We start from the raw sequence: 23958 nt of genomic DNA on the forward strand, positions 1-23958 counted from the left end.
AGGAGAAATTGTGGGATTAACAACTAGTTCGAAACCATTTAAAGAACGAATAGAAGATAGTAAAAAAGATGTTTTTATGCAAAAAGCTGTAGCAAAAGCCCAAGATGATCAATGGGTCAAGCGTGAAGGAGCTCGAGAAGAACTTGGTGATTGGGAACAATGGCGAGACTTAGGCGAACAGATTAGACAACATACTATTTCATATTTGCCAGACTATTTAGAACAGTTTAGTGACAGGGTAGCGGAACAAGGTGGAAAAGTTTTTTTTGCTAAGACCGCAGAAGAGGCAACTGAATATGTGAAACAAGTTGTTTTAGATAAAAATGCAAAAAAAGTTGTTAAATCAAAATCTATGGTAACCACAGAAGTTGATATTGACCCTATGTTATTGGAATTGAGTGGTGTGAGTGTCATGGAAACCGATTTGGCTGAATTTATATTGCAGATGGATGATTGGGATGAACCATCTCATATCGTTTTTCCTAGTATTCATAAAAATCGTGAACAAATTCGCCAAGTTTTTGAGGAAAAACTAGGTTATAAAGGAGATAACGATCCTGTTAATTTAGCAAGATGTGCTAGAGAAGTTATGCGTAAATTTTTTCTAGAAGCGGAAATAGGTATTACAGGCTGTAACTTTGCGATAGCCGATAGTGGTGTTATCAATTTAAATACAAATGAAGGTAATGCAGATTTAACGATTAGTATTCCCAAAACACAAATAGTTTTAATGGGAATGGAGCGGATTGTTCCCACAATGAAAGAAGCTGAAGTATTGGATAATTTGTTGGCAAGAAGCGCAGTTGGTCAAAGCTTGACCACTTATGTGACGTTTGCTGGGATCAAAAGTGAGGACGAATCGGATGGGCCAGAAGAGTTTCATGTTGTGATTTTAGATAATGGACGCTCTAATGCGCTTGGAACTGCTTTTGAACCTGTATTACAATGTATTCGTTGTGGCTCTTGTCTAAATGTCTGTCCAGTCTATCGGCATATCGGTGGTCATGGATATGGTTCGATTTATCCTGGACCGATTGGTGCTGTATTATCACCTGTTCTGGGCGGATACAAACAATTTGGGGAATTACCATATGCGTCTAGTCTTTGCGGAGCTTGCACGGATACTTGTCCGGTGAAGATTCCCCTACATGAATTATTGATTGAACATCGAAGGGTCATGACAGATGAATTAAAGATGCAACATGGATTTGACGATTTCCAAATGAGGGTTGTAGGCAAAGCGACAGCTACACCAAGCTTGTTTAAAATGGCTATGAAAGTCGACCATGCAGGTTTAGCACCCTTAAGTAAGAAAAAAGACATTACAGTAGAAAATATGTTTCAATTTGGAGGTTATGTTGCTAAAGGCCCTGGATTAGTCAAAGGCTGGACCGATGTTAGAGATTTACCCCGTCCACCAAAAAATTCTGAGAACTTTAGAAGTTGGTATAAAAAGCATAAAGCGGGTGAATCAAATGACTAATACTAATATACAAAATAGAGAGTCTTTTTTAAATACCTTAGCAGAAAAGTTAGGAATAGAGCGTCAAGATGTAGCAGACCACCCATTTAACGCAATCAATAATCTACCTGAAACAACACTATCAGATAAATCAGCTGAAGAGCTTTTAGAAATCGCTAAAAAGCGAGTAGAGAAGATTAATACTAAACTGATTGAAACGACTAAAGAACAACTGAAAGACACGATAGACCAATTGCTTGAAATGATGGGTCAGGGAAAGATTTTATTACCAATTGATGAACGTTTTTCAGAGTTTGGACTAGAAAAATTTACGCAGAAACAAGTTGTGGCTGAGAAAAATCAACAACTAATGTTTTGGCAAGAAGGTCCCGAGCAAAGGGATGTGAATATAGCAAATGCTCAGAATGCCAATATAGCTATAGCTTTTGCTGAATTTCTGTTGGCTGAATCAGGTTCGATAGTCGTTGAAACAAACGCTGGCCAAGGTCGTTCGTTGCATTTCTTGCCCGAACACTACATTTCAATTGTACCAATGAGCAAAATCGTTCCTCGTTCGACTCAAGCAGCTGCTTATTATGCAAAAAAGCAAGCCGATGGAGAAAAAATTGGATCAGCCATTCACTTTATTTCGGGACCGTCTAATTCCGGGGATATAGAAATGCAATTAGTTGTAGGGCTTCATGGACCACTTTCTGTTTACTATGTTGTTGTAAAAGATATGTAGGGTCTCTAAAGACATCATTAGCACATCTGAATCTTTCTGTTCGTCGTTATTAATAGGCAAGTTATTAAAAGTTTAATTAAATAAAAAAGAATACTGTAGGATTTCGAATGTTTGTGGTAAACTATAGGAAGCAAGTTTTTTGGAGGAATGAATTTGAAGTCTAAAGAGTTATTACATACAATTTTATTTTTTGTTGGTTTAGCGGCACTGCTATTTTTATTAAGACAGTTCGTTTTTACACCAGTCGTAGTGAAGGGACACTCGATGGATCCTACATTGGCTGACGGTGAACGAGTAATTGCATTAAAAAATACAGAAATCAAACGCTTTGATATTGTGACGTTTCCGGCACCAGACGAACCTAAAAAGAATTATATCAAGCGAGTGATCGGCTTACCAGGCGATACGATTGAATATAAAAATGATGTTTTATATATCAATGAAAAAGAAGTCAAAGAACCCTATCTTGATGAATTTAAACAAGAAGTGACGGATGGAATGCCTTTAACCTATGATTTTACGTTGAGTGATGTGACAGGTGAGAAGAAAGTTCCAGAAGGTGAATATTTTGTGATGGGTGATAATCGCAGAAATTCTAAAGATGGACGAATGATTGGTTTTATTAATAAAGATAAGATCTCAGGGGATGTTAAATTTGTTTTATGGCCGTTGGACCGTTTTGGAACGATTTAACAATATTTCATTAATAACAATACAAGAAAGCTCTCTTTTTAATAAGAGGCTTTTTTTGTTAAATAATGAAAGCCGTATTCTAAGTTGTTTTATGATAAACTAGGAACATGAAACATTTATGAGGGATGTGACAAAATGAGTCTACAATTTATCCGCGGAACTGCTGAGATGGACTTAGAAGAAGCTTTAATACAAGCTTCTGTACAGTGGTTATCAGAAGATAATACAAACGAAGTTTTTTATCTCGTACCAAACCATATGAAATTTGAGCAAGAAATCAATGCACTTAAGCGAATTAAAAATATCCAAAATAATCATAGTGATTCGATTGCAACAATGCGGTTTCAAGTGTTTAGTTTTTATCGATTGGCATGGTACTTTTTACAACATACGCAATTTTACGGCTCAGAGGTTCTTTCCGAAGCTGGAGCTTCAATGGTTTTCAGAAAGATTTTATCTGAAAACGAAGAGGCATTGAAAGTCTTTCGTGGAGAAGTGAATAAATCAGGATTTATCCAACAGTTATTCGATTTATATCAAGAAATGAAAGAAGGAAATATTGATTTAGATGAGTTATATGGATATTTATCAAGTTCTGATTCGAATAGTAAAGAACAAGATCTACAATTAAAGGTTCAAGATATTCAACTAGTTTTTTCAAAATTCGAGGAAACGATGAGCCAGTTTGGTATTAAATCTGCGGAGATCATTAATTTTTTGACGGACTATCTAGAAACGAAAGACTTAAGTAACGTTTTATTCGTGATCAATGGCTATCATACTTTTTCAGCAAGAGAGTTGAAATTGATTGAAACCTTAATGCGCCGTGGAGGCGAGGTCAAAATTTCATTAGTGCTAGACAAAAAATACCCGAATGATCTTCCCAAACTGATGAACCTATTTTATGAAACAGGATCCACTTACCATAAGTTGTATCAATTAGCTAGAAACTCGAATGTATCAGTACTGCCTGATCATGTTGAAAAAAATAAAGTGTTGATTGCCAATAATAGTCTTCAAACCCTTGAAAAATACTGGGTTGAAGTTCAAGAAAATCATCTTAAAAGAGAAAAACAAGAACTCAGGGATGATCATCTACAATTCTGGTGTGCAGAAAACCCTAAGGAAGAAATCAATCATATTGCTAAAGAAATTAGAAGATTAGTCGTAGAGGAGAAGTATCGTTATAAAGATATTCAACTGCTAACGCGAGATTTGGATAGTTATGAGACGATGATCGAACCACTATTTGCGCTGCAAGAAATTCCTGTCTATTTGGATCGAGACATGGCAATGGAGCAACATCCATTAGTTGAGTTTATTCAATCGTTATTTGCAATCCATAGGTATCATTATCGTTATCGTGATGTTCTGCGTTTTTTAAGAACTGAATTATTTTTTCCATTGAATGATCAAGTGACTATTAAAGAATGGCTGATTGAGCGAAATGAATGGCGTCGAAAAATTGATGTCACAGAGAATGTTGTTTTGGCTTACGGTTACGAAGGATATCATTGGGAGAAGGATAAGGACTGGCATTTTATACGCTATGACTTTGAAGCTGAGCAACAAGACGATACTGCAGTGATTGAAAAAGATTCAAATGATGTAAGACATATGATTCAACAAACAATACCTGTTTTTTTCAAGCAAATTCAAACAGCTCAAACAGGGATTGAAGCTGCAGATTATTTCTATCGGTTCTTAGTCTATAACGGGATAGAAAAACAAATAATGATGTGGCGCAATCAAGCCATTGAGACTGGACATTTAGAAGACGCTCGTAATCATGAACAAACCTGGGAAGCCTTGATGACATTATTAGATGAATATGTGACAATTTATGGAAATGAGAGCTTCGATTTAGATTTGTTTGAAGAAATTTTCTCTAGTGGTTTAGAGGGCTTACGGTACAATAAAGTTCCTACAGCCATTGATCAAGTACAAGTGCGATCAATTGATTTAGCTCGTCCGGGTCAAGCTAAAATCGTTTTTGCAATTGGTTTAACAGATCAAGTTTTACCACAAAAATTCGAGAACAAAACACTACTTTCAGATGAAGAACGACAATTTGTGAATGGCCATTTAGATGACGGACAATTTTTATTGAATGATACAAGGAAAAGTATTGCTCGAGAACCATTTAATGCTTATATCATGTTTACATCGGCCAAAGAGCGTTTATATTTATCTTATCCACGTGTGAAAGATACTACTAAAGACGTGAAATCATCTACTTATTTGACAAATATTCAAAAAGACCTAGGTTTACAGATGCAGCAAAGAAATGCACTTACGATTTTAGACGATGAACAAATTAGTTTAGAACATATTGGAACCTATCGAGCACTGATCAGTGACTTAACTAATCTAAAGCGTCAGAAAAAGGAATCGCAAGAAGGAATCTTGTCTTTTTGGCTTGTTTTGGAACGTGAATTAATGAAGCATTCCGAAGCATCGCTAGCACGACATGTTTTTGAAAGTCTAAGTCATCAGAATTTACCAGAGAACCTAGAAGAGAATTTAGCTGACGGACTTTATTCAAAACATATTTATACATCAGTTTCAAGAATGGAAAGTTTTTATCGTTGTCAGTATCAATATTTTTCACGATTTGGATTGGGCTTAAAGGAAAGAGATGTCTTTGGATTATCACCAGCTGCAACAGGTGATTTCTTCCATGAAGCATTGGATCAATTTTTTAAATTACTAATCATGCAAAAGAAACAACTGTCTGAGTTGACTGATCGAGAGGTAAACGAATTTACAGAACAAATCTTAAATGCTGTGTTCGGTGAAATAAAATTTTCTATTCTCGACACATCCAGTCGCATGAACTATATTCGATACCAATTAGGGCAAACAATCAAAAAAGTTAGCTGGGCGTTAAAACGGCAAAGTGAACGAAGCGGGATGACGACTGTTCAGACAGAGGTTTTATTCGGTCAGATCGCTAGTCAAAAAGGTATTAAAGGCTTGGAATTGCCACTTCAAAACGGCGGTAACATTAGTGTTAGAGGTAAGATTGACCGATTGGATCAATTAGTGACTCCTGATTCTTTGTATCTAGGAGTTGTTGATTATAAATCGAGCCACAAAAAATTTAACATTACAGAAGCCTATTATGGTTTAGCGATGCAGATGTTGACCTATCTGGATGTTGCTTTGATGGATGCTGTTAATTTGGTAGGTCAGTCGGCTAAACCAGCAGGATCATTTTATCTTCACGTCCATAATCCAATTCTTCCTTACGAAACGGAAGAGAAAAAGGAGCAACAACTTTTAAAAAAATTTCAATTTGATGGATTGTTATTAAATGATCCAGTTTTGCTTGAAAATCTAGATAAAAGTTTGCAAGCGAAACAAAGTTCTTTGATTTTTCCAATCGAAGAATCAGCTAAAGAAATCATCAAGCCTGGTCGTCGTCAAGAAGACAAATTTGTGACAGAGCCTGAATTAGAAGCTTTATTGATGCATAATCGCAGCAAGTTTATTGAAGCTGGCAATAAGGTTACAAGTGGAGAAATCGATTTAAATCCTGCTTATCAAGGAAAAGAACGTATTGCCTGCCGTTTTTGTCCGTTTAAAAGCGTATGTAATTTTGATGTAATGTTAAAAGAAAATAATTACAATCGGATTGAAACATTATCTAAAAAAGATGTGATGGATCGCTTGATCGAAAGCGAGCAGGAAGGAGGAACGATCAATGAGTAAAGCTATACCTTTGCGTCCAGAAAATGAACAATTTACTGATAATCAGTGGCAAGCTGTTTTTGATGGGGATGAAAATATTTTAGTTTCTGCTTCTGCTGGTTCTGGGAAAACGACTGTCCTTGTTCGTAGGGTCATTGAGAAACTCAAAAGTGGTGTGGATATTGACCGGTTGTTGATTGTAACTTACACAGAAGCTGCAGCGAAAGAAATGAAAGAAAGAATCCAAATCGCATTGCAAAAAGCAATCACAAATGAAAGTGAACAAGAAAAGAAACAACACTTTATTAGACAATTGAACTTACTTCCCACAGCGAATATCAGCACATTGCATGCTTTTTGTTTAACGGTGATACGCAGGTTTTATTACTTGATCGAAATGGATCCAGTTTTTCGACTATTGACTGATGAGACTGAGATGTTACTTCTAAAAGAGGATGTTTGGGATGAACTTAGAGAACAATTCTATGGTGAAAACCAGGAAGCTTTTTATCAACTGACTAGTAATTTTTCCAATGATCGCAGTGATGACGGACTAACTCAACTGGTTTTCTCGCTGTATGAATTTGCTAGAGCTAATCCGGACCCTGATGAGTGGTTCGCTCATTTAGCTGATAGTTATTGTTTAGGTGGAAAACTAGGAGATTCAGATTTATTCCAAGATTATTTAAAACCTCAAATAATGGAAACTCTATTTCGTTGTGTGGATCGTTATGAAGAGATGATACACTTGACAGAAGGCGAGAAAAAGCTTGAAAAAATAGCCATTCTTGCCAGGAATGAAAAGGAATTCGTAGAAACGTTTAGTAGCCAATTAGCTGATAACGATTTAGAGTCAGCTTTTGAGGTTTCAAAAACAGTTGCATTTGAACGTTATCCTTCTATACGTGTGGAAGAATTAAAAGAAACTGCTGCTCAAGCAAAGAATTTACGCGAACAAAATAAGAAAGCTGTCAATGATATTTTGACCAATTTATTTACTCTGTCGCCAGAACAAATGAAGGAAATTTTGGAACAATCAAGACCACTTGTTCAAGAAATGGCCAAAGTAGGAAGAGCGTTTATCGATACTTACAGTGAGCAAAAGCTTAGAAAAGGGCTAGTCGATTTTAATGACTTAGAGCATTTTACGTTAGCTATTTTAGCAAGAAAAGAAGCTGGTGAATGGCTTGCTACAGAAGCATCCAAGTATTATAGAGAGAAATTTGATGAGGTTTTAGTTGATGAATATCAAGACATCAATCGACTACAGGAAACGATTCTTTACTGGCTGAGAAGACCATCAGTTGATGAAGGAAATTTGTTTATGGTTGGTGATGTGAAGCAATCAATTTATTCTTTCCGTTTAGCTGATCCAACGTTGTTTATTGAAAAATATAATCAATATGGACAAAATAAAGAAGGCAAGCGAATTGTGTTAGCAGAGAATTTTCGTTCTAGAAAGAATGTCTTAGATTTTACTAATCTAGTTTTTGAGCAACTGATGGATGAATGTGTTGGGCAAATTGCGTATGATGAAGCAGCTCAGCTTGTTCATGGCTTCGATCAGTTTGCTGAAGCTGAAAATTATGATACCGAACTGTTGATTTATGAAAAAAAATCTGAACAGTTGAAAGAAACGCAAGGTCTGCCAGATGAGTCTCAATTGATCTTAGAAGATAAAACTGAAGGCGAATTGCATATGACAGCGTTAAAAATTAGAGAATTGATCGATAAAAAGTTTTTGATCTATGATAAATCAATCAAAGAAAATCGCCCAATTACTTATAAAGATATTGTGTTGCTGACACCAACTAAAAAAAATAATTTAACCATTCTTGAGATATTTAAATTAGCTGGTATTCCGATTCAAGTGAACGATGCCCAAAATTATTTTCAAGCAACAGAAGTTCAAACGATGGTCGCTCTTTTACAAATTATCGACAATCCGTATCAAGATATACCGCTGGCGGCAGTTTTACGTTCGCCAATAGTCGGTTTAAAAGAAAACGAATTGGTTTCTATTCGATTAGCCTCTAAAAAGAGCTCCTATTATGAAGCCTTCCTGACATTTATCCAAACTGATACGAATGACCCAAAAGAACAGGCTTTGAAGAAAAAGGCTGGGGAATTTGCTGAGTTACTAGATAAATGGCGTGAAATTGCTAGAAGAAATCAATTATCTACACTGATTTGGCTAATTTATCAAGATACTGCGTATTTAGATTATGTCGGGGGAATGCCAGCGGGTAAACAACGACAGGCTAATCTATTTGCATTGGTTGACCGAGCAGCTAGTTATGAAAAAACTAGTTTCCGCGGATTATTTCAATTTGTTCGTTTTATAGAGAAGATGCAGGAAAAAGATAAAGATTTAGCAGAACCAGTCATTCTAAGCGAAGAAAATGCAGTTCGGGTGATGACGATTCACGCTAGTAAGGGATTAGAATTTCCAGTAGTCTTTATTTTAGATATGACTAAAGAATTCAATCTCGGTGATTTGAATGAACGATATATTTTTGATGATCGCTTAGGTGTAGGGATTCGTTATCTGGATCAAACAGACCGAGTGCTTTATGAAACCTTGCCGTTTCTGGCAATCAAACAGGCAAAATTAAAAAAATTGCTTTCAGAAGAAATGCGTAAACTTTATGTTGCTTTGACACGAGCTGAGCAAAAACTTTATCTTGTTGGTTCTTACAATGATCAAGAAGCAACTTTTAAAGAATGGCTGAAAGTTGCTGATGTCCAGACTAAGGTTTTACCTGGCGAAAATCGTTTACAAGGGAAAAGTAGCTTGATGAACTGGGTGGGGATGAGTTTGATTCGTCATCAGAAAATGGCGGAATTTCAAACTGAATTTATAACCGAACCTGTTACAGGAATCACGCAACATCCAGCAGGATTTACCGTTAGTTTTACGACAGGAAAGACCATTCAAGAACAATTTTCAGCGCTTCAATTTTTTGATACAGGTTCTATCCAAGTAGAAAACAGTAAAAATAGCGATGCAGGAGCTATCGAAAAAGGGTTGCGTCGTTTAAATTATGATTACCCATTTCAACTTTCAACACAAACAACTAATTACCAATCGGTATCAGAAATCAAGCGTATTTTTGAAGATCCAGATAACAAAGAAATTGCTAAAATAGAAGTAGATGAAAAAAACAAACTACAACCGACTTCGATGATCGTCCACCGGATGAGCGAAGGGGAGTTAGGCAAACCTAGATTTATTGAAACAATCAGAAAACCATCTCCTGTAGAAATCGGAACAGCGACACACTATTTATTACAACTTCTAGATTTAAAGAAGGAACCCACCAAAGATGGTATCGTTGAATTAATTGATGAATTAGTTCAAACAAAAATTATCCAAGAAAATGTGGCAAAGAAAATCAATATCGATCAAGTTTTATCCTTCTATAAAACAAATTTGGGGCAACAACTTTTAAAAAGCCCTGACCAAGTTATACGTGAACAACCATTTTCAATGTTATTGAAGGCGGAAGATCTAATTAAAGATTATCCTAAAGAAACAGAGGATGATTTATTGATTCATGGAATGATCGATGGCTACGTTGAAAAGGAAGACAGCTGCATTCTTTATGATTACAAAACAGATTTTGTGCAAGATATTGAAAATGTAAAGGAAATCAAAAAAATCATCCAGCGTTATAGAGGTCAGTTGAATTTATACCGAAAAGCTTTAACTCAAGCAACAAACAAAAAAGTAAATCAAGTATTTTTAGTATTACTGTCGGCGGGAATCATTATTGATCTGGACAAAGAGCAAATTATTGAAAAAATGAAGTAAAAAAGAAAGCAAATCTACTTACAAATTGTAAGTTGTATGCTATACTCAGTGCATGAGGTGAGGAAAATGGAGCAAGTAAAAACAACCGACTTTTCACTATGTCCTAAATTTGAAAAGGCTTTTGCTATTTTAGGAAAAAAATGGAATGGTTTGATTATCGATGTCTTGTTGGAGAATGGTCCTCAACGATTTGGTGAGCTAAGACAAAAGATTCCAGAGCTGAGCGATCGAGTGTTAGTAGAACGCTTGAAAGAGCTTGAAGCAGAAGGAATCATCTCAAAAGCAGTTCGCTGTGATGAGAGCAGTCGTCTAGAATATTTCCTCACAAATAAAGGTAAAGACTTACAACAAGCAATGGAACAAATCCAGTTTTGGGCAGAAAAATGGGTCACAGCCGAAGAATGCAGTTGACCTAGGTCTTAATTTCTTGTAAACTGTAATCAATTGAATAATAAAAAACGTTGATGGAAACGAGTAATTTGGCTGATACGAAAAGGGAAAACCTGTCTTAGACTGAAAACAGGTTGCGTAGTCGAAAAATGAAGTTCACTTCCAGAGTTAGTTTGTTCCAAAGAGATCAGACCGGTGAGAGCCGATATAAGAATTGAGTGCATGATTTTTTGTCATGAAGTAGGATGGTAACACGATAGCTCGTTCCTTTATAGAGGAGCGAGCTATCGTTTTTTTATATTAAAATTACTAAACTAATGTAACTCAGTTTAATCATTAAGCAAAGGAAAGGGATAGTAAAATGACATTAAAAGCTCAATTAGAAGCATTAAAGAATGAAACATTGACTAATATTCAAAATGTAGTTGATCTTAATGCGCTAAATCAAATCAGAGTTGAAACATTAGGTAAAAAAGGACCTATCACAGAAGTTTTGAGAGGGATGAAAGACTTATCAGCAGAAGAACGTCCAGTGGTAGGAAGTTTTGCTAACGAAATTCGTGATCTATTGACTGAAGCTATAGAATCACGTAAGGAAGTTCTAGAAACAGTGGCACTAAATGCTGCATTAGAGCAGGAAACAATTGATGTAACACTACCAGGTAAGCAAATGACCCGCGGGACTCGTCATGTATTGTCTCAAGTAATGGAAGAAATCGAAGATATTTTTGTTGGTATGGGGTATCAAGTTGTTGAAGGTTATGAAGTGGAATCGGATCATTATAACTTCGAGCGGATGAACTTACCTAAAGATCACCCAGCTCGTGATATGCAAGATACATTTTATATTTCTGATGAAATTTTGATTCGCACGCATACATCACCTGTACAGGCTAGAACAATGGAAAAACATGACTTTTCAACAGGCGCATTGCGCATGATTTCTCCAGGAAAAGTATTCCGCAGAGATACAGATGATGCTACTCACAGTCATCAATTCCATCAAATCGAAGGATTAGTCATCGATAAAAACATTACGATGGGAGATCTTAAAGGAACTTTAGAGGTCGTTATGAAGAAAATGTTTGGTGAAGATCGTAAAATCCGACTACGTCCAAGTTATTTTCCTTTTACAGAACCTTCTGTTGAAGTGGACGTGAGCTGCTTCAAATGTGGCGGTTCTGGCTGTAATGTATGTAAACAAACTGGCTGGATCGAAATTTTAGGAGCTGGTATGGTGCATCCAGATGTTTTGAGTATGTCAGGAATTGATCCTAATGAGTATAGCGGTTTTGCGTTTGGTCTGGGACCAGATCGTGTAGCGATGTTACGTTACGGTGTGAATGATATTCGTAATTTCTATCAAAATGATTTACGTTTCTTAAATCAGTTCAAGGTAAAGGAGTAATCGACAATGTTAGTTTCTTATAAATGGTTAAGTGAATATTTAGATCTATCAAAAATTTCAGCCAAAGAGTTATCGGACCAGATGTCTTTAACAGGAATCGAAGTTGAAGGGGTTGAAGTACCAGAAGAAGGATTAAAGAAAATAGTTGTTGGTGAGGTCAAAGAATGCATTCCTCATCCAAATTCTGATCATTTGTCGATTTGCCAAGTGGATATTGGTGAAGAAGAATTATCCCAAATAGTTTGTGGCGCACCAAATGTTAAAGTCGGTATTAAAGTGATCGTAGCTTTACCAGGATCTCGCATTACTGGTAATCAAAAAATTAAAAAGGGTAAAATGCGTGGTGAAGTTTCAAACGGTATGATCTGTTCTTTACAAGAATTAGGTTATTCAGATAGTGTGATCCCTAAAGCGTATTCTGAAGGGATTTATTATATGCCTCAAGATGCTATTAATGGCGAGGATGTCTTCTCTTATTTAGATATGGATGACCATATTATCGAATTATCCATTACACCAAATCGCGCCGATGCATTAAGTATGCGCGGAGTTGCTTATGAAGTAGGTGCTATTTATCGTCAAACGCCTAAATTTAACGATGAACGTTTAAAAGAAGATACAAGTGAGACTGCGGCAGAGTATATCTCTGTAAAAGTGGAAGATGAAAAGGATGCGCCTGCGTATCAAATCAGAATCATCAAAGACGTTAAAATTGGAGAAAGTCCAATGTGGTTGCAAACACGTTTGATGAATGAAGGGATTCGTCCAATCAATAATGTGGTAGATATAACAAACTACATTCTTCTATTATTTGGGCAACCATTACATGCATTTGATTATGATCAGTTAAACAGCAAAACTATTTTGGTGAGACGTGGTAAAACTGGAGAAGAAATGATTACTTTAGATGGTGAAACACGTAAAATATCTGATGAAAACATTGTTATTACAAATGGGGAAATCCCGGTTGCTTTAGCCGGGGTAATGGGCGGCGCAGATTCAGAAATTACCGAAGCAACAACAACGGTAGCATTAGAGTCAGCTTTGTTTGATTCGTTATCTATTCGTAGAACGTCCAAAGAATTCAATTTACGTAGTGAGTCTTCTAGTAGATTTGAAAAAGGTATCAATCATGCAACGATTGGTGAAGCAGGAGATGTAGCTGCAGCCATGATCGCTAAATTAGCAGGAGGTACGGTTGTTTCTGGAAAAGCAATCGGGTCTGACTTAACAATTGAAGATGTTTTTGTAAGTGTAACGATTTCACGAATCAACGAGTATTTAGGTACTAAGATGGATCATTCAATTGTCAGTGAAATTTTTGATACATTAGGTTTTGCTTACTCACTTGACCAAGAAAAGTTCACGGTAACAGTTCCACCTAGACGTTGGGATATCAGAATCGAAGCAGATTTGATCGAAGAAGTTGCGCGAATTTACGGCTACGATAATTTACCATCAACATTGCCAAAAGGAGAAACTGTAGCTGGTAGTTTAACGAGTGGTCAAGAGCTAGTTCGTAAAATCAAAGGTCTATTAGAAGGTTGTGGTGCAAGTGAAGCAATCAGTTATGCATTAACGACAGAAGAAAAATCTCGTCAATTCATGATGAGAGAAAGTCTGACAACAACTTTACAGTGGCCAATGAGCGAGGAAAGATCTGTTTTAAGAATGAATTTGATTTCAGGTTTATTAGATGATGTTGCGTATAATGTTGCACGGAAAAATAATAATGTTGCTCTTTATGAAATTGGGAGAGTGTTTTACCAAGATAACGATCCGAAAAAAGAATTGCCATACGAAGAAAATCATTTAGGGTTGGTATTATCAGGAAATAAAGTGGTCAAAGATTGGCAGACAAAAGAAGTGCCAGTTGATTTTTATACGATCAAAGGAATGTTGGAAGTGTTGTTCGATTCCGTGGGAATAACCCATAAAATATCTTATGAAGCGGCGAAAGATAATCAAGAGTTGCATCCAGGAAGAACCGCTCTAATTAAATTAAATGATACAGTCATTGGTTTTATTGGGCAAGTTCATCCGACAATTGCAAAAGAATATGACATTCCTGAAACATATGCTGCTGAATTGAATCTTCAAGCTATTCTAGAAGAAGAAAATGAAGCCTTAGTTTATCAACAAATTTCAAAATTCCCAGCTGTTTCTAGAGATATTGCCTTATTGGTTGATGAAACAGTAACTAGTCAAGAGTTAGTTGGAACGATTTCTAAACATGCTGGAAAATTCTTGCAAACTGTTCATTTGTTTGATGTTTACCAAGGAGATAATATCGCTGAAGGTAAAAAATCAATGGCTTACAGCCTAACATTTGTAAATGCGGAAGCAACCTTGGTTGATGAAGAAATCAATCAATGGATGGAAAAAGTTGAGAATGCTTTGACTGAGCAATTTAATGTGACAATTCGATAAAAAATAAGAGTAGAGCCTGACTATAAAATAGTTTAGACTCTACTCTTATTTTTATGCCCAGTTTCTAGATAGCCATCTAGAAAACTGAGAGATAGAAAAGTTGATCACGAAATACATCAAAGCGACAAGTCCGTATATAGCAAAAACTTGACCTGTTTGAGCATAACGTCCCATTAAAATGTAGGATTTCCCGAATAGTTCTTGCAGCGCAATAACCGAATATAAAAAACTGGTATCTTTAATTACTGTTACAAACTGAGAAACTATTGCAGGTAAGACATTACGAATAGCTTGTGGTAACACGATGTAAATAAGAATTTGTAATTTACTAAATCCTTGTGATCGAGCTGCTTCTTTTTGACCTTTGTCTACACCATTTAAACCACCGCGAATAATTTCGGCTAGAGCTGCGGTGGTGAAAACGGTAAAACTGACGATGCCCGCTGGAGTGGATTTGATTTTAAAAATCAAAAAAATTACATAAATCCATAGTAAATTAGGGATGTTTCGTACGACTTCGATATACAGACTAGACAAGAACTTCAAAAGACCTGATTTTTGATTTCGTAAAACAGCCAAAATTGTCCCAAAAATAGTACTTAAAATAATTGATACAAAAGAAATATAAAGAGTAAGCTTCAAACCATCAAATAAAAAGCGCAAATTATTGCCGGTCAGAAGTTGACTCATTTGTTCTGAAAAAGACATGTTTGCGAACCTCCTATCTGGTATAAGCTTTCTTATTATTTTCTTCAAGTTTTCGAGCTAACTTGGCTAATGGGAAGCAAAGAATAAAATAAAGAAATCCTGCTACAGCAAAAGCGGGTATATAGTTCAAATTGATTGAAGACCAACTATTAGCGGTAAACATCACATCAGCACCTGAAATGATTGCTACAGTCGATGTATTTTTTATTAAGTTGACAATTTGATTAGTCAGTGGTGGCAGCATAATACGCCAAGCTTGTGGTAAGACTACATAACGCATCGTTTTACCATAAGAAAAACCTTGTGAATACGCTGCTTCAAATTGACCTTTAGGAACTGCGCCGATTCCAGAACGAACGACCTCAGAAATGTATGCACCATGATAAAGACCAACACAGATAATAGCAATTGTGGTTGTCGAAAAGGTTAACATAGGACTAATCAATGGGAAACCATAATAGACGACAATAAACTGAATCAATAATGGCGTATTCTGGAAAAATTCAACGTAAATTCGACTGACTAAATTTAGTAATTTATTGCGCATTGCGGATAGGCTACCGAAAAAAATCCCCAGTAATATCGCAACGATCAGTGACCCCACGGCTAATAGAATAGTGTAGAGGAAAGCATCAGCAAAAAGTCTCCAGTCTTTAAGTAATGCTTCCCATCTAAAAAGCGCAAATGGTCCGGTGTTTGCTATAATGAACATCTAATTTCCTCCCAAATTCTAAAAAATAGCATAGAATCGGCAATTATTAGTCCAGATTCCAATTTTTGTAAATTTTTTCTAAAGTACCGTCTTTTTCCCATTTTTCAATAGATTTATTCAAGAAATCATTTAACTCAGTATTTGATTTCTTAGTCGCAACACCATATTCTTGTGGAGAGAAACCGTCCTTAAGAATTTCTGTACTATCATCGACATAGCCAGTCAAAATAGATTTATCAACAGAAAAAGCATCAATTCTTTTAGAGGTTAAGGCTGTTTTTAGTTCTGGATAAGAACCAAGTTCTTGATATTTAAATGATACGCCCAGTTCTTTTGCCTTTTTTTCAATAGCCTCTTTTGTTGTTGCAGATTGAACAACACCGATTGTTTTTCCATCTAAACTTGCAGTATCAGTAAATTTGTCTGCTTTTCTAACTAAAAAACCAACTTCATCTTTGTAATATGGTGTTGTAAAGTTATAGGTTTCTTTGCGTTCATCAGTGATGGTAAATGTCGCAATAACCATATCCAATTCGCCATTATCTAATAAAGGTCCGCGAGTTTTAGCTGTTACACCAACAAACTCCACATTCTCTTCGCTACCGGTCAGTTCCTTAGCAATCTGACGGGCAATATCTGGTTCCATGCCTTCATTTTTATTCGTATCAGGATTCATATAACCAAAGTTGGGAACATCTTCTTTAACGCCAACTTTGATAACACCAGCATCTTTAATTTTTTGAATGTCCGTAGTACCTTTATTATCAGAATCAGCTGAGTTCTTATTTTCCCCGTTGCTGCCGCAGCCTACAATTAAAGCGAGTAATAAAGTAAGAGATAATGCACCTAGTAGTTTTTTTGTTTTTTTCATTTAAAATTCCTCCTTGTGATTGTTTTGTTGAATTAATTATGAATGATTTTGCTTAAAAATTCTTTAGCACGCTCATTTTGAGTGCTCGTAAAGAAATGTTCAGGTGTGCCTGTTTCAATGATTTGACCGTCATCCATAAAAATGACTTTATCGGCTACTTGGCGGGCAAACCCCATTTCATGTGTAACACAAATCATAGTGATATTTTGTTTAGATAAATCGACCATAACATCTAACACCTCTTGAATCATTTCTGGATCGAGTGCCGAGGTTGGCTCATCAAATAAGATGATTTCTGGATGCATATTCAATGCTCTGGCAATAGCGACACGTTGTTGTTGACCGCCAGAAAGTTGAGCAGGGTAAGCATTTGCTTTGTCAGCTAATCCCACTCTTTCTAAGTATTCCATTCCAGTCTTTGTTGCTTCTTCTTTACTAACACCTTTAACTTTGATTGGGGCTAAAGTAAGGTTTTGAATAATTGTTTTGTGGGCATATAAGTTAAAACTTTGAAAAACCATTGCCACTTTTTGGCGTACTTTTTGAATAGGTGCCTTAGGTTTTGTAATGTCAATGCCATCGACAAATATGTGGCCATCAGTGACCTTTTCTAAATGATTTATACAACGAATCAAAGTGCTTTTACCAGAACCTGATGGTCCGATGATTACGATCTTTTCTCCTTCGTTGACATTTAAAGAAACATCCTTCAATACATGATGATCTCCAAAATACTTATTTACATGTTCCAACGAAATCATAGTCATTCTCCTTTATGTATAAAATTGTCACATCATTTTTAATGATAGTTGACTGATAAGTGAATAAAAATTGATAGATAACAAATGAGGAAAACTAATAAAAATTAAAACTGAGAAAATGGAAAGTCGTATATATAAACCTTAAATTAATATGTGTAAGGTTTTTCGAGAGGATTTGAGCCTATAATATTGTCTGTTTATAAAAACACTTTTCTTTTTCATTTAATCTGTTCATCATAAATCTATCTGTTTGTTAATGTTAGAAATTATAACATATGAAAAATGAGATTACCAGTTTTTTTTCAAAAGGACCAAAGAAGAACAATTGAAAACTTCCTTTATAAAGAATGATATAATAGAAGTTGGCGATGATAAAACTTGAAAAAAAGTGCCAAAAAGTAGAGAATAAGAGTGTTGAAAAAATACTGTAAAGGTTTGATTGACTTGAATAAGCATGAAGCAATAGGATTTATAGATTCTGGGGTCGGAGGGCTCACCGTAGTTAAAGAAGCATTAAGGCAACTACCTAATGAACGTTTGATTTATCTAGGTGATACCGCACGATGCCCTTATGGACCAAGACCCGCTGAACAAGTGGTTCAATTTACTTGGGAAATGACGAATTTTCTTTTAGAAAAAAACATTAAAATGTTAGTGATTGCTTGTAATACCGCGACTGCTGTTGCATTAGAAGAAATTAAAGGGGAACTAGACATACCAGTAGTTGGGGTTATTTTACCTGGAACTAGGGCAGCATTAAAGGCTACAAAAAATAAGCGAATTGGTGTTATTGGAACTGCAGGAACAATTAAAAGCAGTGCTTATGAAGAAGCTTTAAAAAGTAAAGCACCAGATACTTTCATTTCTAGTCTTGCTTGTCCAAAATTTGTTCCAATTGTTGAAAGTAATGAGATTCATTCATCTGTTGCAAAAAAAATTGTATCGGAAACATTAAATCCATTACAATTGAAAAAACTAGATACATTGATTCTGGGTTGTACTCATTACCCGTTATTGAGACCTTTGATTCAAAATGTAATGGGGAATCAGGTGAGCCTGATTGATTCTGGAGCTGAAACGGTTAGTGAGGTAAGTATGCTGTTGGATTATTTTGATATAGCAAATAGCCCAGAACATAAAAATAAACCAAATGAATTTTATACAACAGGATCTGCTAAAATGTTCAAAACAATTGCTGATGATTGGTTAAATTTAGAAAAACTGACTGTTCAACAGGTACGATTATCACAAATCGATAGGTTTGAATTGTGAAGCAGAGCGGAAAATTGTACTGACTAAGGGAGGAAAACGCATGATTAGACACGATGGAAGGCAAGCAAAGGAATTGAGAAAAGTTACGATTGAGACCAATGTGTACAAACACCCAGAGGGTTCTGTAGTGATTTCTTTTGGCGATACTAAAGTAATTTGTTCTGCAACCGTGGAAGAAAAAGTTCCACCATTTCTAAGAGGTGAAGGAACAGGGTGGGTAACGGCTGAATATAGCATGCTTCCAAGGTCTACTAATACTAGAAATATTCGTGAAAGTGCCAAAGGAAAACTGACTGGTAGAACAATGGAGATTCAGCGACTGATTGGACGGTCGTTAAGAGCAGTTATCGATTTGAAAAAGCTTGGGGAGCGAAGTATCATTGTTGATTGTGATGTTATTCAAGCGGATGGTGGCACTCGAACAGCAAGCATTACTGGAGCTTTTGTGGCTATGAAAATAGCAGTTGAAAAAATGTTACAGGCTGGGATTTTACAAGAGGACCCAATCAAAGAATATTTAGCAGCAGTTAGTGCGGGTATTTTAAATAATGGTGAGTGTGTTCTTGATTTGGACTATGAGGAAGATTCAGCAGCTGCTGTGGATATGAATTTAGTAATGACAGAATCTGGTAATTTTGTTGAGCTTCAAGGGACTGGCGAAGAGGCGACATTTTCTGGTGATGAGCTGAACTCCTTATTATTTTATGGCAAAACAGGTATTGAACACTTAATTGCTTTCCAGAAAGAAGTTTTGCTGCAGCAAATAACAGAAAAAAATTTTCCATCAGACAATAAAACAATCGTTATTGCTACAAGAAATCCAGGGAAAGCTAAAGAATTTACGAAAATTTTTGCTGAAAAAGGGTATCGTGTAAAAACGTTGCTAGATTTTCCAGAATTACCAGATGTTGAGGAAACAGGAAATACTTTTGAAGAAAATGCTCGGTTAAAAGCAGAGACAATAGCGAATATTCTAAAGCAACCAGTCTTAGCAGATGATTCAGGATTGATTGTAGATGCACTAGATGGCATGCCTGGAATTTTTTCAGCGCGATTTGCGGGTGAACCGACTAATAACGCTGCTAATAATGCGAAGTTACTGCATGAATTAACAGGAGTACCTAAAGAAAAAAGAACAGCAACCTTTCATTGCACACTTGTTTTTGCTGCTCCTAAGAAAGATAGTTTAGTAGTAGAAGGTGAGTGGGAAGGACAAATTGGCACGATTCCTCGTGGGGATCAGGGATTTGGTTATGATCCATTATTTTTCATACCAGAAGAACAAAAAACAGCTGCCGAACTTTCGGATGACCGTAAAAACGAAATCAGTCATAGAGGAATAGCTGTTGCAAAACTAAGAAGTCAATGGGAAAATTGGTTAAAAAATTAGGAGGAATTGCATGAAATATCTAGTGGTGAGTGATAATCATGGTGATCGTGATATATTAGTCAATTTAGTAGAAACCTATCAAGGCAAAGTGGATAAAATGTTTCATTGCGGCGATTCAGAATTAGAACCTACTGATACATTGTGGAATAATTTTATTGTTGTTAAAGGAAATTGTGATTACGACCCTGATTTTCCAAATGTAATAGTAGAAAAAAGTGGAACAGATACTATTTTCATGACACATGGCCACTTGTCTAGTGTACGCACTGGTTTAACTTCTCTTGCTTTACAAGCTGCTGAAGTTAATGCAAACATTGTATTGTTTGGGCACACACATGAAATTGGTTGTGAGGTTAGAGGCAATGTTCTTTATTTGAATCCTGGTAGCATTAGTCAACCTAGAGGTCCGATCCAACTAAAATCTTATGCGATCATTGAAAGTACACCAGAGCAGCTGACTGTTCAATATTATGGACGGGAGAACCAACCATATAAAGAGTTACATTTTGTTTTTAATAAAAAGTAATTTTTTTTGAATGAAGTCGTTTCAAAAATAGCTAAAACAGTTAGTCGAATAGGTGCTATATGACAAAACTTATTCGATAGTGAATCTGTTATATGGAGTATATCTACAGTGAACAGTAGGTATGAGTGATTCTTTTTTAATTCAGAAGAAAAAGTGAAGAAAATAAGGTCAAATCTTAATTTTTTTTAACAGTTATGAAAAAAGTTTGAATTTAAAGACATTTGCATCCGTTTTCTGTACAATGATAGTCGTAGTAAAGAAAATGAAATGGAGGCACTCCAATGATTGGAACTGCTGTAAAAGAATTATTATTAGAAAAACAAGAAACCTTTTTAATACCGGCGGAAAATGTAGCAAATGTAATGTGCTTAAATCCGCTAAGTCATGCTCTATTAGTGTTATCACAAGTGAAATATTCAAAAATCCCAGTTTTAGACAAAGGGGATCGCTTTGTCGGATTAATCAGTTTATCTGATGTTGTTGATAAAATGTTCGATATCACATCTGTTGATTTTGATAAATTAAAAAATTTTACAGTAGCCGACGTGATGGAAGTGAACGTTCCAGTAATAGGTGAACAATGGGAATTAGAAGATGTTCTTCATTTGTTAGTGGATGCTGCGTTTTTACCTGTTGTAGATGATAATCAACGTTTTAAAGGAATCATCACGCGCAAAGAACTGTTAAAAGCAATCAATCACATGGCTCATGAGTTAGAGCGGAAGAATATTATCTTACCTAAAACTGATGGAGAAACGATAGAAATGAAAGTGATTTGAGTATTTTGAATCAATGACTCATTTCCTTCCTGTTTTTTGACAATCGAAACACAAGAATACAGCACGTGTGTTTTACATTTGCAACGGCTGTTTAAATTGAAGGGAGTTATTTTATTGGACGCATATGAAATCATCAATTATATTGGGAACGCTGAGAAACAAACACCAGTAAAAGTGACTTTAAAAGGCAAACTTAAAGAAGTGACTTTTCCTGATGACATTCAAGCTTTTACTAATTGTAAAACGGGAACGTTATTTGGTGAATGGAAAACCGTAAAAGAATTTCTTGAAAAAAACAAAGAAAACATTATAGATTACGTTATTGAAAATGATTCGAGAAATTCTGCAATTCCGATGCTTGATATTAAAGAAATCAATGCCCGTATCGAACCAGGGGCTATAATAAGAGATCAAGTTGAGATTGGTGATAATGCTGTGATCATGATGGGGGCTATTATTAATATTGGTTCCGTGATTGGCGAGGGCACAATGATCGATATGGGTGCTATTTTAGGTGGTAGGGCAACCGTAGGAAAGAACTGTCATATTGGTGCGGGGACTGTTCTTGCAGGCGTGATTGAGCCACCTAGTGCAGAGCCTGTAGTAATTGAAGACAATGTTTTAATTGGTGCGAATGCTGTCGTTTTAGAAGGAGTTCGTGTAGGAGAAGGAGCAGTTGTTGCAGCTGGTGCAATTGTTGTTGACGATGTAGCACCGTTTACTGTAGTTGCTGGTGTACCAGCCAAAAAGATCAAAGATATTGATGCAAAAACTAAAAGCAAAACAAACATAATGGAAGAACTGCGTAAACTATAGTCGTTGAAATTAACGCAATTAGATTTAAAAAATGGATCAAGGCTCTTGAAGAGCTTTGATCCATTTTTTCTTATATTAAACTTTCAGAGGAACAAATAGTATGAAAATAAAAAAATTAACTGTTGCGGTATCTTGATCGCAATAGGTGAGGAAGTCTAGTTATCCTCTACAGCAGACATTAAGCCTAGTTTTAGTGTATTCAGTGTGAATCATTAGATATCCTTCTCTTGAATGGGAACAAGAAATCAAAAGTGGAGATCTATCTAAATGATGAGATGCAAATCAGAGCAGATCAACAGAAATGTACTGTGAATAACTATACCTCAAGCGGCTCAAAACTTAAGTCCGAGCAACATTAAACAGACACAGTTTATTTTTTTTGTAACTGCTCATCTAATACTACAATGGCTTTAGATAAAAATTGATTAATAAATTGTAACTCTTTATCAGAATACTCTTGCGCTAGTTTTTGCATAGCAGCGTCCAATGGCTGGTAGGCTTGTTGTATTTCTTCTTTATCTTCGTACGTAGGTACAATCATTACCCGTCTGCGATCATTAGGATCTTTGTCTCGATGAGCATAGCCGATTTTTTCCAAGCGATCAATCAAGGCGGTGATGGTTCCTGTCGACAATCCAGTTTTTGTGGCAAGTTCTCCTGCAGTTAAAGGACCTAACTCATTTAACAAATCAATTGAAATATAGTCATTTGCTGGGATTTTTAAAGATTGAACAAGCGCTTGTTGGTGTAAAATAGATCGTGAACCAAATCCTCGTAATAAGGTTGTGAGTTGTTTTTTAGCTGAACTTGTTTTTAAGTTTTCATTGTTTGACAAATCTGTATCCTCGCTTTATGCTTAATTTATCTCGTTTGACGAGATTCTTTTTTGTCGAAAGTTTATTGAACAAAACTATCATAGCAAGCTTAAAAACATCTGTAAAGCAAAGAGAGGAATAAAGGTGAAATGAATGAAAACATTGATTATATATGGTACAAAATCTGGTGCATCAAAAGAATGTGCAAAAATTTTAGGAATCAAGATAAGTAATTCTACGATTGTTGACATTGATCAGGAGAAACCAAGCATAGAAGATTTCACTCATATTATTGTTGGAGCAGGTGTACGAAATGATAAGATGTACAAACCAATTAGAGATTTCTTGAAAAAAAATCAAATCGATTTATTATCTAAAAAAATAGCTTGCTATCTATGCAATTCAAAACCAAAAACGACGGAAGATGTAATCATTGCGAGTATTCCTGCTTTGATCAGAAACGAAGCAATTGAAATTGTTTCTTTTGGTGGCTACAAACCTTCTTGGGTTCCGGTAAGTGAAGAGAATAAACTAAAAGGAATTGATTTGGAAAAAATCAGCGCGTTTGCTCAAAATTATTTAGCAAACTTGTAAGGGAGATTACACTTGAACAGCTAAATGTTATAAAATTTCTCTTATTGGAGGATTGACATGAGAACCTTTTTATTCAACA

The 23958-nt window shown here is 35.8% G+C and carries 19 protein-coding genes; 14 read left to right on the plus strand and 5 right to left on the minus strand.

The window, feature by feature from the left end; translation table 11 throughout:
- Positions 1 to 10: 10 nt before the first annotated feature.
- The 8 genes from AC4BB5_RS08850 (at position 11) to pheT (ending at position 14635) form a co-directional block, all read left to right on the plus strand.
- Entirely contained in the window at positions 11 to 1483 is a 1473-nt protein-coding gene (locus AC4BB5_RS08850) for a LutB/LldF family L-lactate oxidation iron-sulfur protein (protein WP_490458971.1), read from the plus strand.
- Complete coding sequence (locus AC4BB5_RS08855; protein WP_490458972.1) at positions 1476 to 2207, plus strand: LutC/YkgG family protein; 732 nt, start codon at positions 1476 to 1478, stop codon at positions 2205 to 2207. The genes AC4BB5_RS08850 and AC4BB5_RS08855 overlap by 8 nt, the downstream gene beginning before the upstream one ends.
- 147 nt (positions 2208 to 2354) lie before the next feature.
- Positions 2355 to 2900, plus strand: coding sequence for a signal peptidase I (gene lepB, locus AC4BB5_RS08860; RefSeq protein ID WP_490458973.1), 546 nt, complete (start codon positions 2355 to 2357; stop codon positions 2898 to 2900).
- A 135-nt stretch (positions 2901 to 3035) separates the two neighbouring features.
- Positions 3036 to 6614: a PD-(D/E)XK nuclease family protein gene (locus AC4BB5_RS08865; protein ID WP_490458974.1), complete on the plus strand. Its 3579-nt coding sequence runs from the start codon at positions 3036 to 3038 to the stop codon at positions 6612 to 6614.
- Entirely contained in the window at positions 6607 to 10407 is a 3801-nt protein-coding gene (gene addA / locus AC4BB5_RS08870; RefSeq protein WP_490458975.1) for a helicase-exonuclease AddAB subunit AddA, read from the plus strand. Before AC4BB5_RS08865 ends, addA begins: the two co-directional genes overlap by 8 nt.
- Before the next feature lie 66 nt (positions 10408 to 10473).
- Positions 10474 to 10818 (plus strand): winged helix-turn-helix transcriptional regulator, encoded by a 345-nt coding sequence (locus tag AC4BB5_RS08875; RefSeq protein ID WP_490458976.1) that lies wholly within the window; start codon positions 10474 to 10476, stop codon positions 10816 to 10818.
- Between the two features lie 340 nt (positions 10819 to 11158).
- A complete protein-coding gene (pheS, locus tag AC4BB5_RS08880; protein WP_490458977.1) occupies positions 11159 to 12205 on the plus strand; it encodes a phenylalanine--tRNA ligase subunit alpha in 1047 nt (348 codons plus the stop codon).
- A gap of 6 nt (positions 12206 to 12211) precedes the next feature.
- Entirely contained in the window at positions 12212 to 14635 is a 2424-nt protein-coding gene (gene pheT, locus AC4BB5_RS08885) for a phenylalanine--tRNA ligase subunit beta (protein WP_490458978.1), read from the plus strand.
- Between the two features lie 51 nt (positions 14636 to 14686).
- On the opposite strand, the gene AC4BB5_RS08890 is transcribed toward pheT, so the two are convergent.
- From AC4BB5_RS08890 to AC4BB5_RS08905, 4 genes are read right to left on the minus strand one after another with little or no spacing between them, the layout of a single operon-like run.
- Positions 14687 to 15343 carry an amino acid ABC transporter permease gene (locus tag AC4BB5_RS08890; protein WP_490458979.1) on the minus strand — a complete coding sequence of 219 codons (657 nt, stop codon included), beginning with the start codon at positions 15341 to 15343 and terminating at the stop codon, positions 14687 to 14689.
- A 13-nt stretch (positions 15344 to 15356) separates the two neighbouring features.
- Positions 15357 to 16055 carry an amino acid ABC transporter permease gene (locus AC4BB5_RS08895; protein WP_490458980.1) on the minus strand — a complete coding sequence of 233 codons (699 nt, stop codon included), beginning with the start codon at positions 16053 to 16055 and terminating at the stop codon, positions 15357 to 15359.
- A 46-nt stretch (positions 16056 to 16101) separates the two neighbouring features.
- Complete coding sequence (locus AC4BB5_RS08900; protein ID WP_490458981.1) at positions 16102 to 16926, minus strand: transporter substrate-binding domain-containing protein; 825 nt, start codon at positions 16924 to 16926, stop codon at positions 16102 to 16104.
- Between the two features lie 32 nt (positions 16927 to 16958).
- Entirely contained in the window at positions 16959 to 17687 is a 729-nt protein-coding gene (locus tag AC4BB5_RS08905; RefSeq protein WP_490458982.1) for an amino acid ABC transporter ATP-binding protein, read from the minus strand.
- Positions 17688 to 18131: 444 nt separating this feature from the next.
- On the opposite strand from AC4BB5_RS08905, the gene racE reads away from it, so the two are divergent.
- From racE to dapD, 5 genes are all read left to right on the plus strand, one after another.
- Positions 18132 to 18959: a glutamate racemase gene (gene racE / locus AC4BB5_RS08910; RefSeq protein ID WP_490459052.1), complete on the plus strand. Its 828-nt coding sequence runs from the start codon at positions 18132 to 18134 to the stop codon at positions 18957 to 18959.
- A 40-nt stretch (positions 18960 to 18999) separates the two neighbouring features.
- A complete protein-coding gene (gene rph, locus AC4BB5_RS08915) occupies positions 19000 to 20349 on the plus strand; it encodes a ribonuclease PH (protein WP_490458983.1) in 1350 nt (449 codons plus the stop codon).
- Positions 20350 to 20359: 10 nt separating this feature from the next.
- The gene (locus tag AC4BB5_RS08920) at positions 20360 to 20875 is read left to right on the plus strand and encodes a metallophosphoesterase (protein WP_490458984.1); all 516 of its coding nucleotides are present in this window, start codon (positions 20360 to 20362) and stop codon (positions 20873 to 20875) included.
- A 281-nt stretch (positions 20876 to 21156) separates the two neighbouring features.
- Positions 21157 to 21654: a cyclic-di-AMP-binding protein CbpB gene (cbpB, locus tag AC4BB5_RS08925; RefSeq protein ID WP_490458985.1), complete on the plus strand. Its 498-nt coding sequence runs from the start codon at positions 21157 to 21159 to the stop codon at positions 21652 to 21654.
- 114 nt (positions 21655 to 21768) lie between these two features.
- The gene (dapD, locus tag AC4BB5_RS08930) at positions 21769 to 22470 is read left to right on the plus strand and encodes a 2,3,4,5-tetrahydropyridine-2,6-dicarboxylate N-acetyltransferase (RefSeq protein ID WP_490458986.1); all 702 of its coding nucleotides are present in this window, start codon (positions 21769 to 21771) and stop codon (positions 22468 to 22470) included.
- A gap of 370 nt (positions 22471 to 22840) precedes the next feature.
- On the opposite strand, the gene AC4BB5_RS08935 is transcribed toward dapD, so the two are convergent.
- Entirely contained in the window at positions 22841 to 23305 is a 465-nt protein-coding gene (locus AC4BB5_RS08935) for a MarR family winged helix-turn-helix transcriptional regulator (RefSeq protein WP_490458987.1), read from the minus strand.
- A gap of 133 nt (positions 23306 to 23438) precedes the next feature.
- Between AC4BB5_RS08935 and AC4BB5_RS08940 the strand changes: the two genes are divergently transcribed.
- Positions 23439 to 23879 (plus strand): flavodoxin domain-containing protein, encoded by a 441-nt coding sequence (locus tag AC4BB5_RS08940; protein ID WP_490458988.1) that lies wholly within the window; start codon positions 23439 to 23441, stop codon positions 23877 to 23879.
- The last annotated feature ends 79 nt before the right edge of the window (positions 23880 to 23958 follow it).

The sequence above is a fragment of the Enterococcus sp. AMC1252 genome (genome assembly GCF_058216515.1).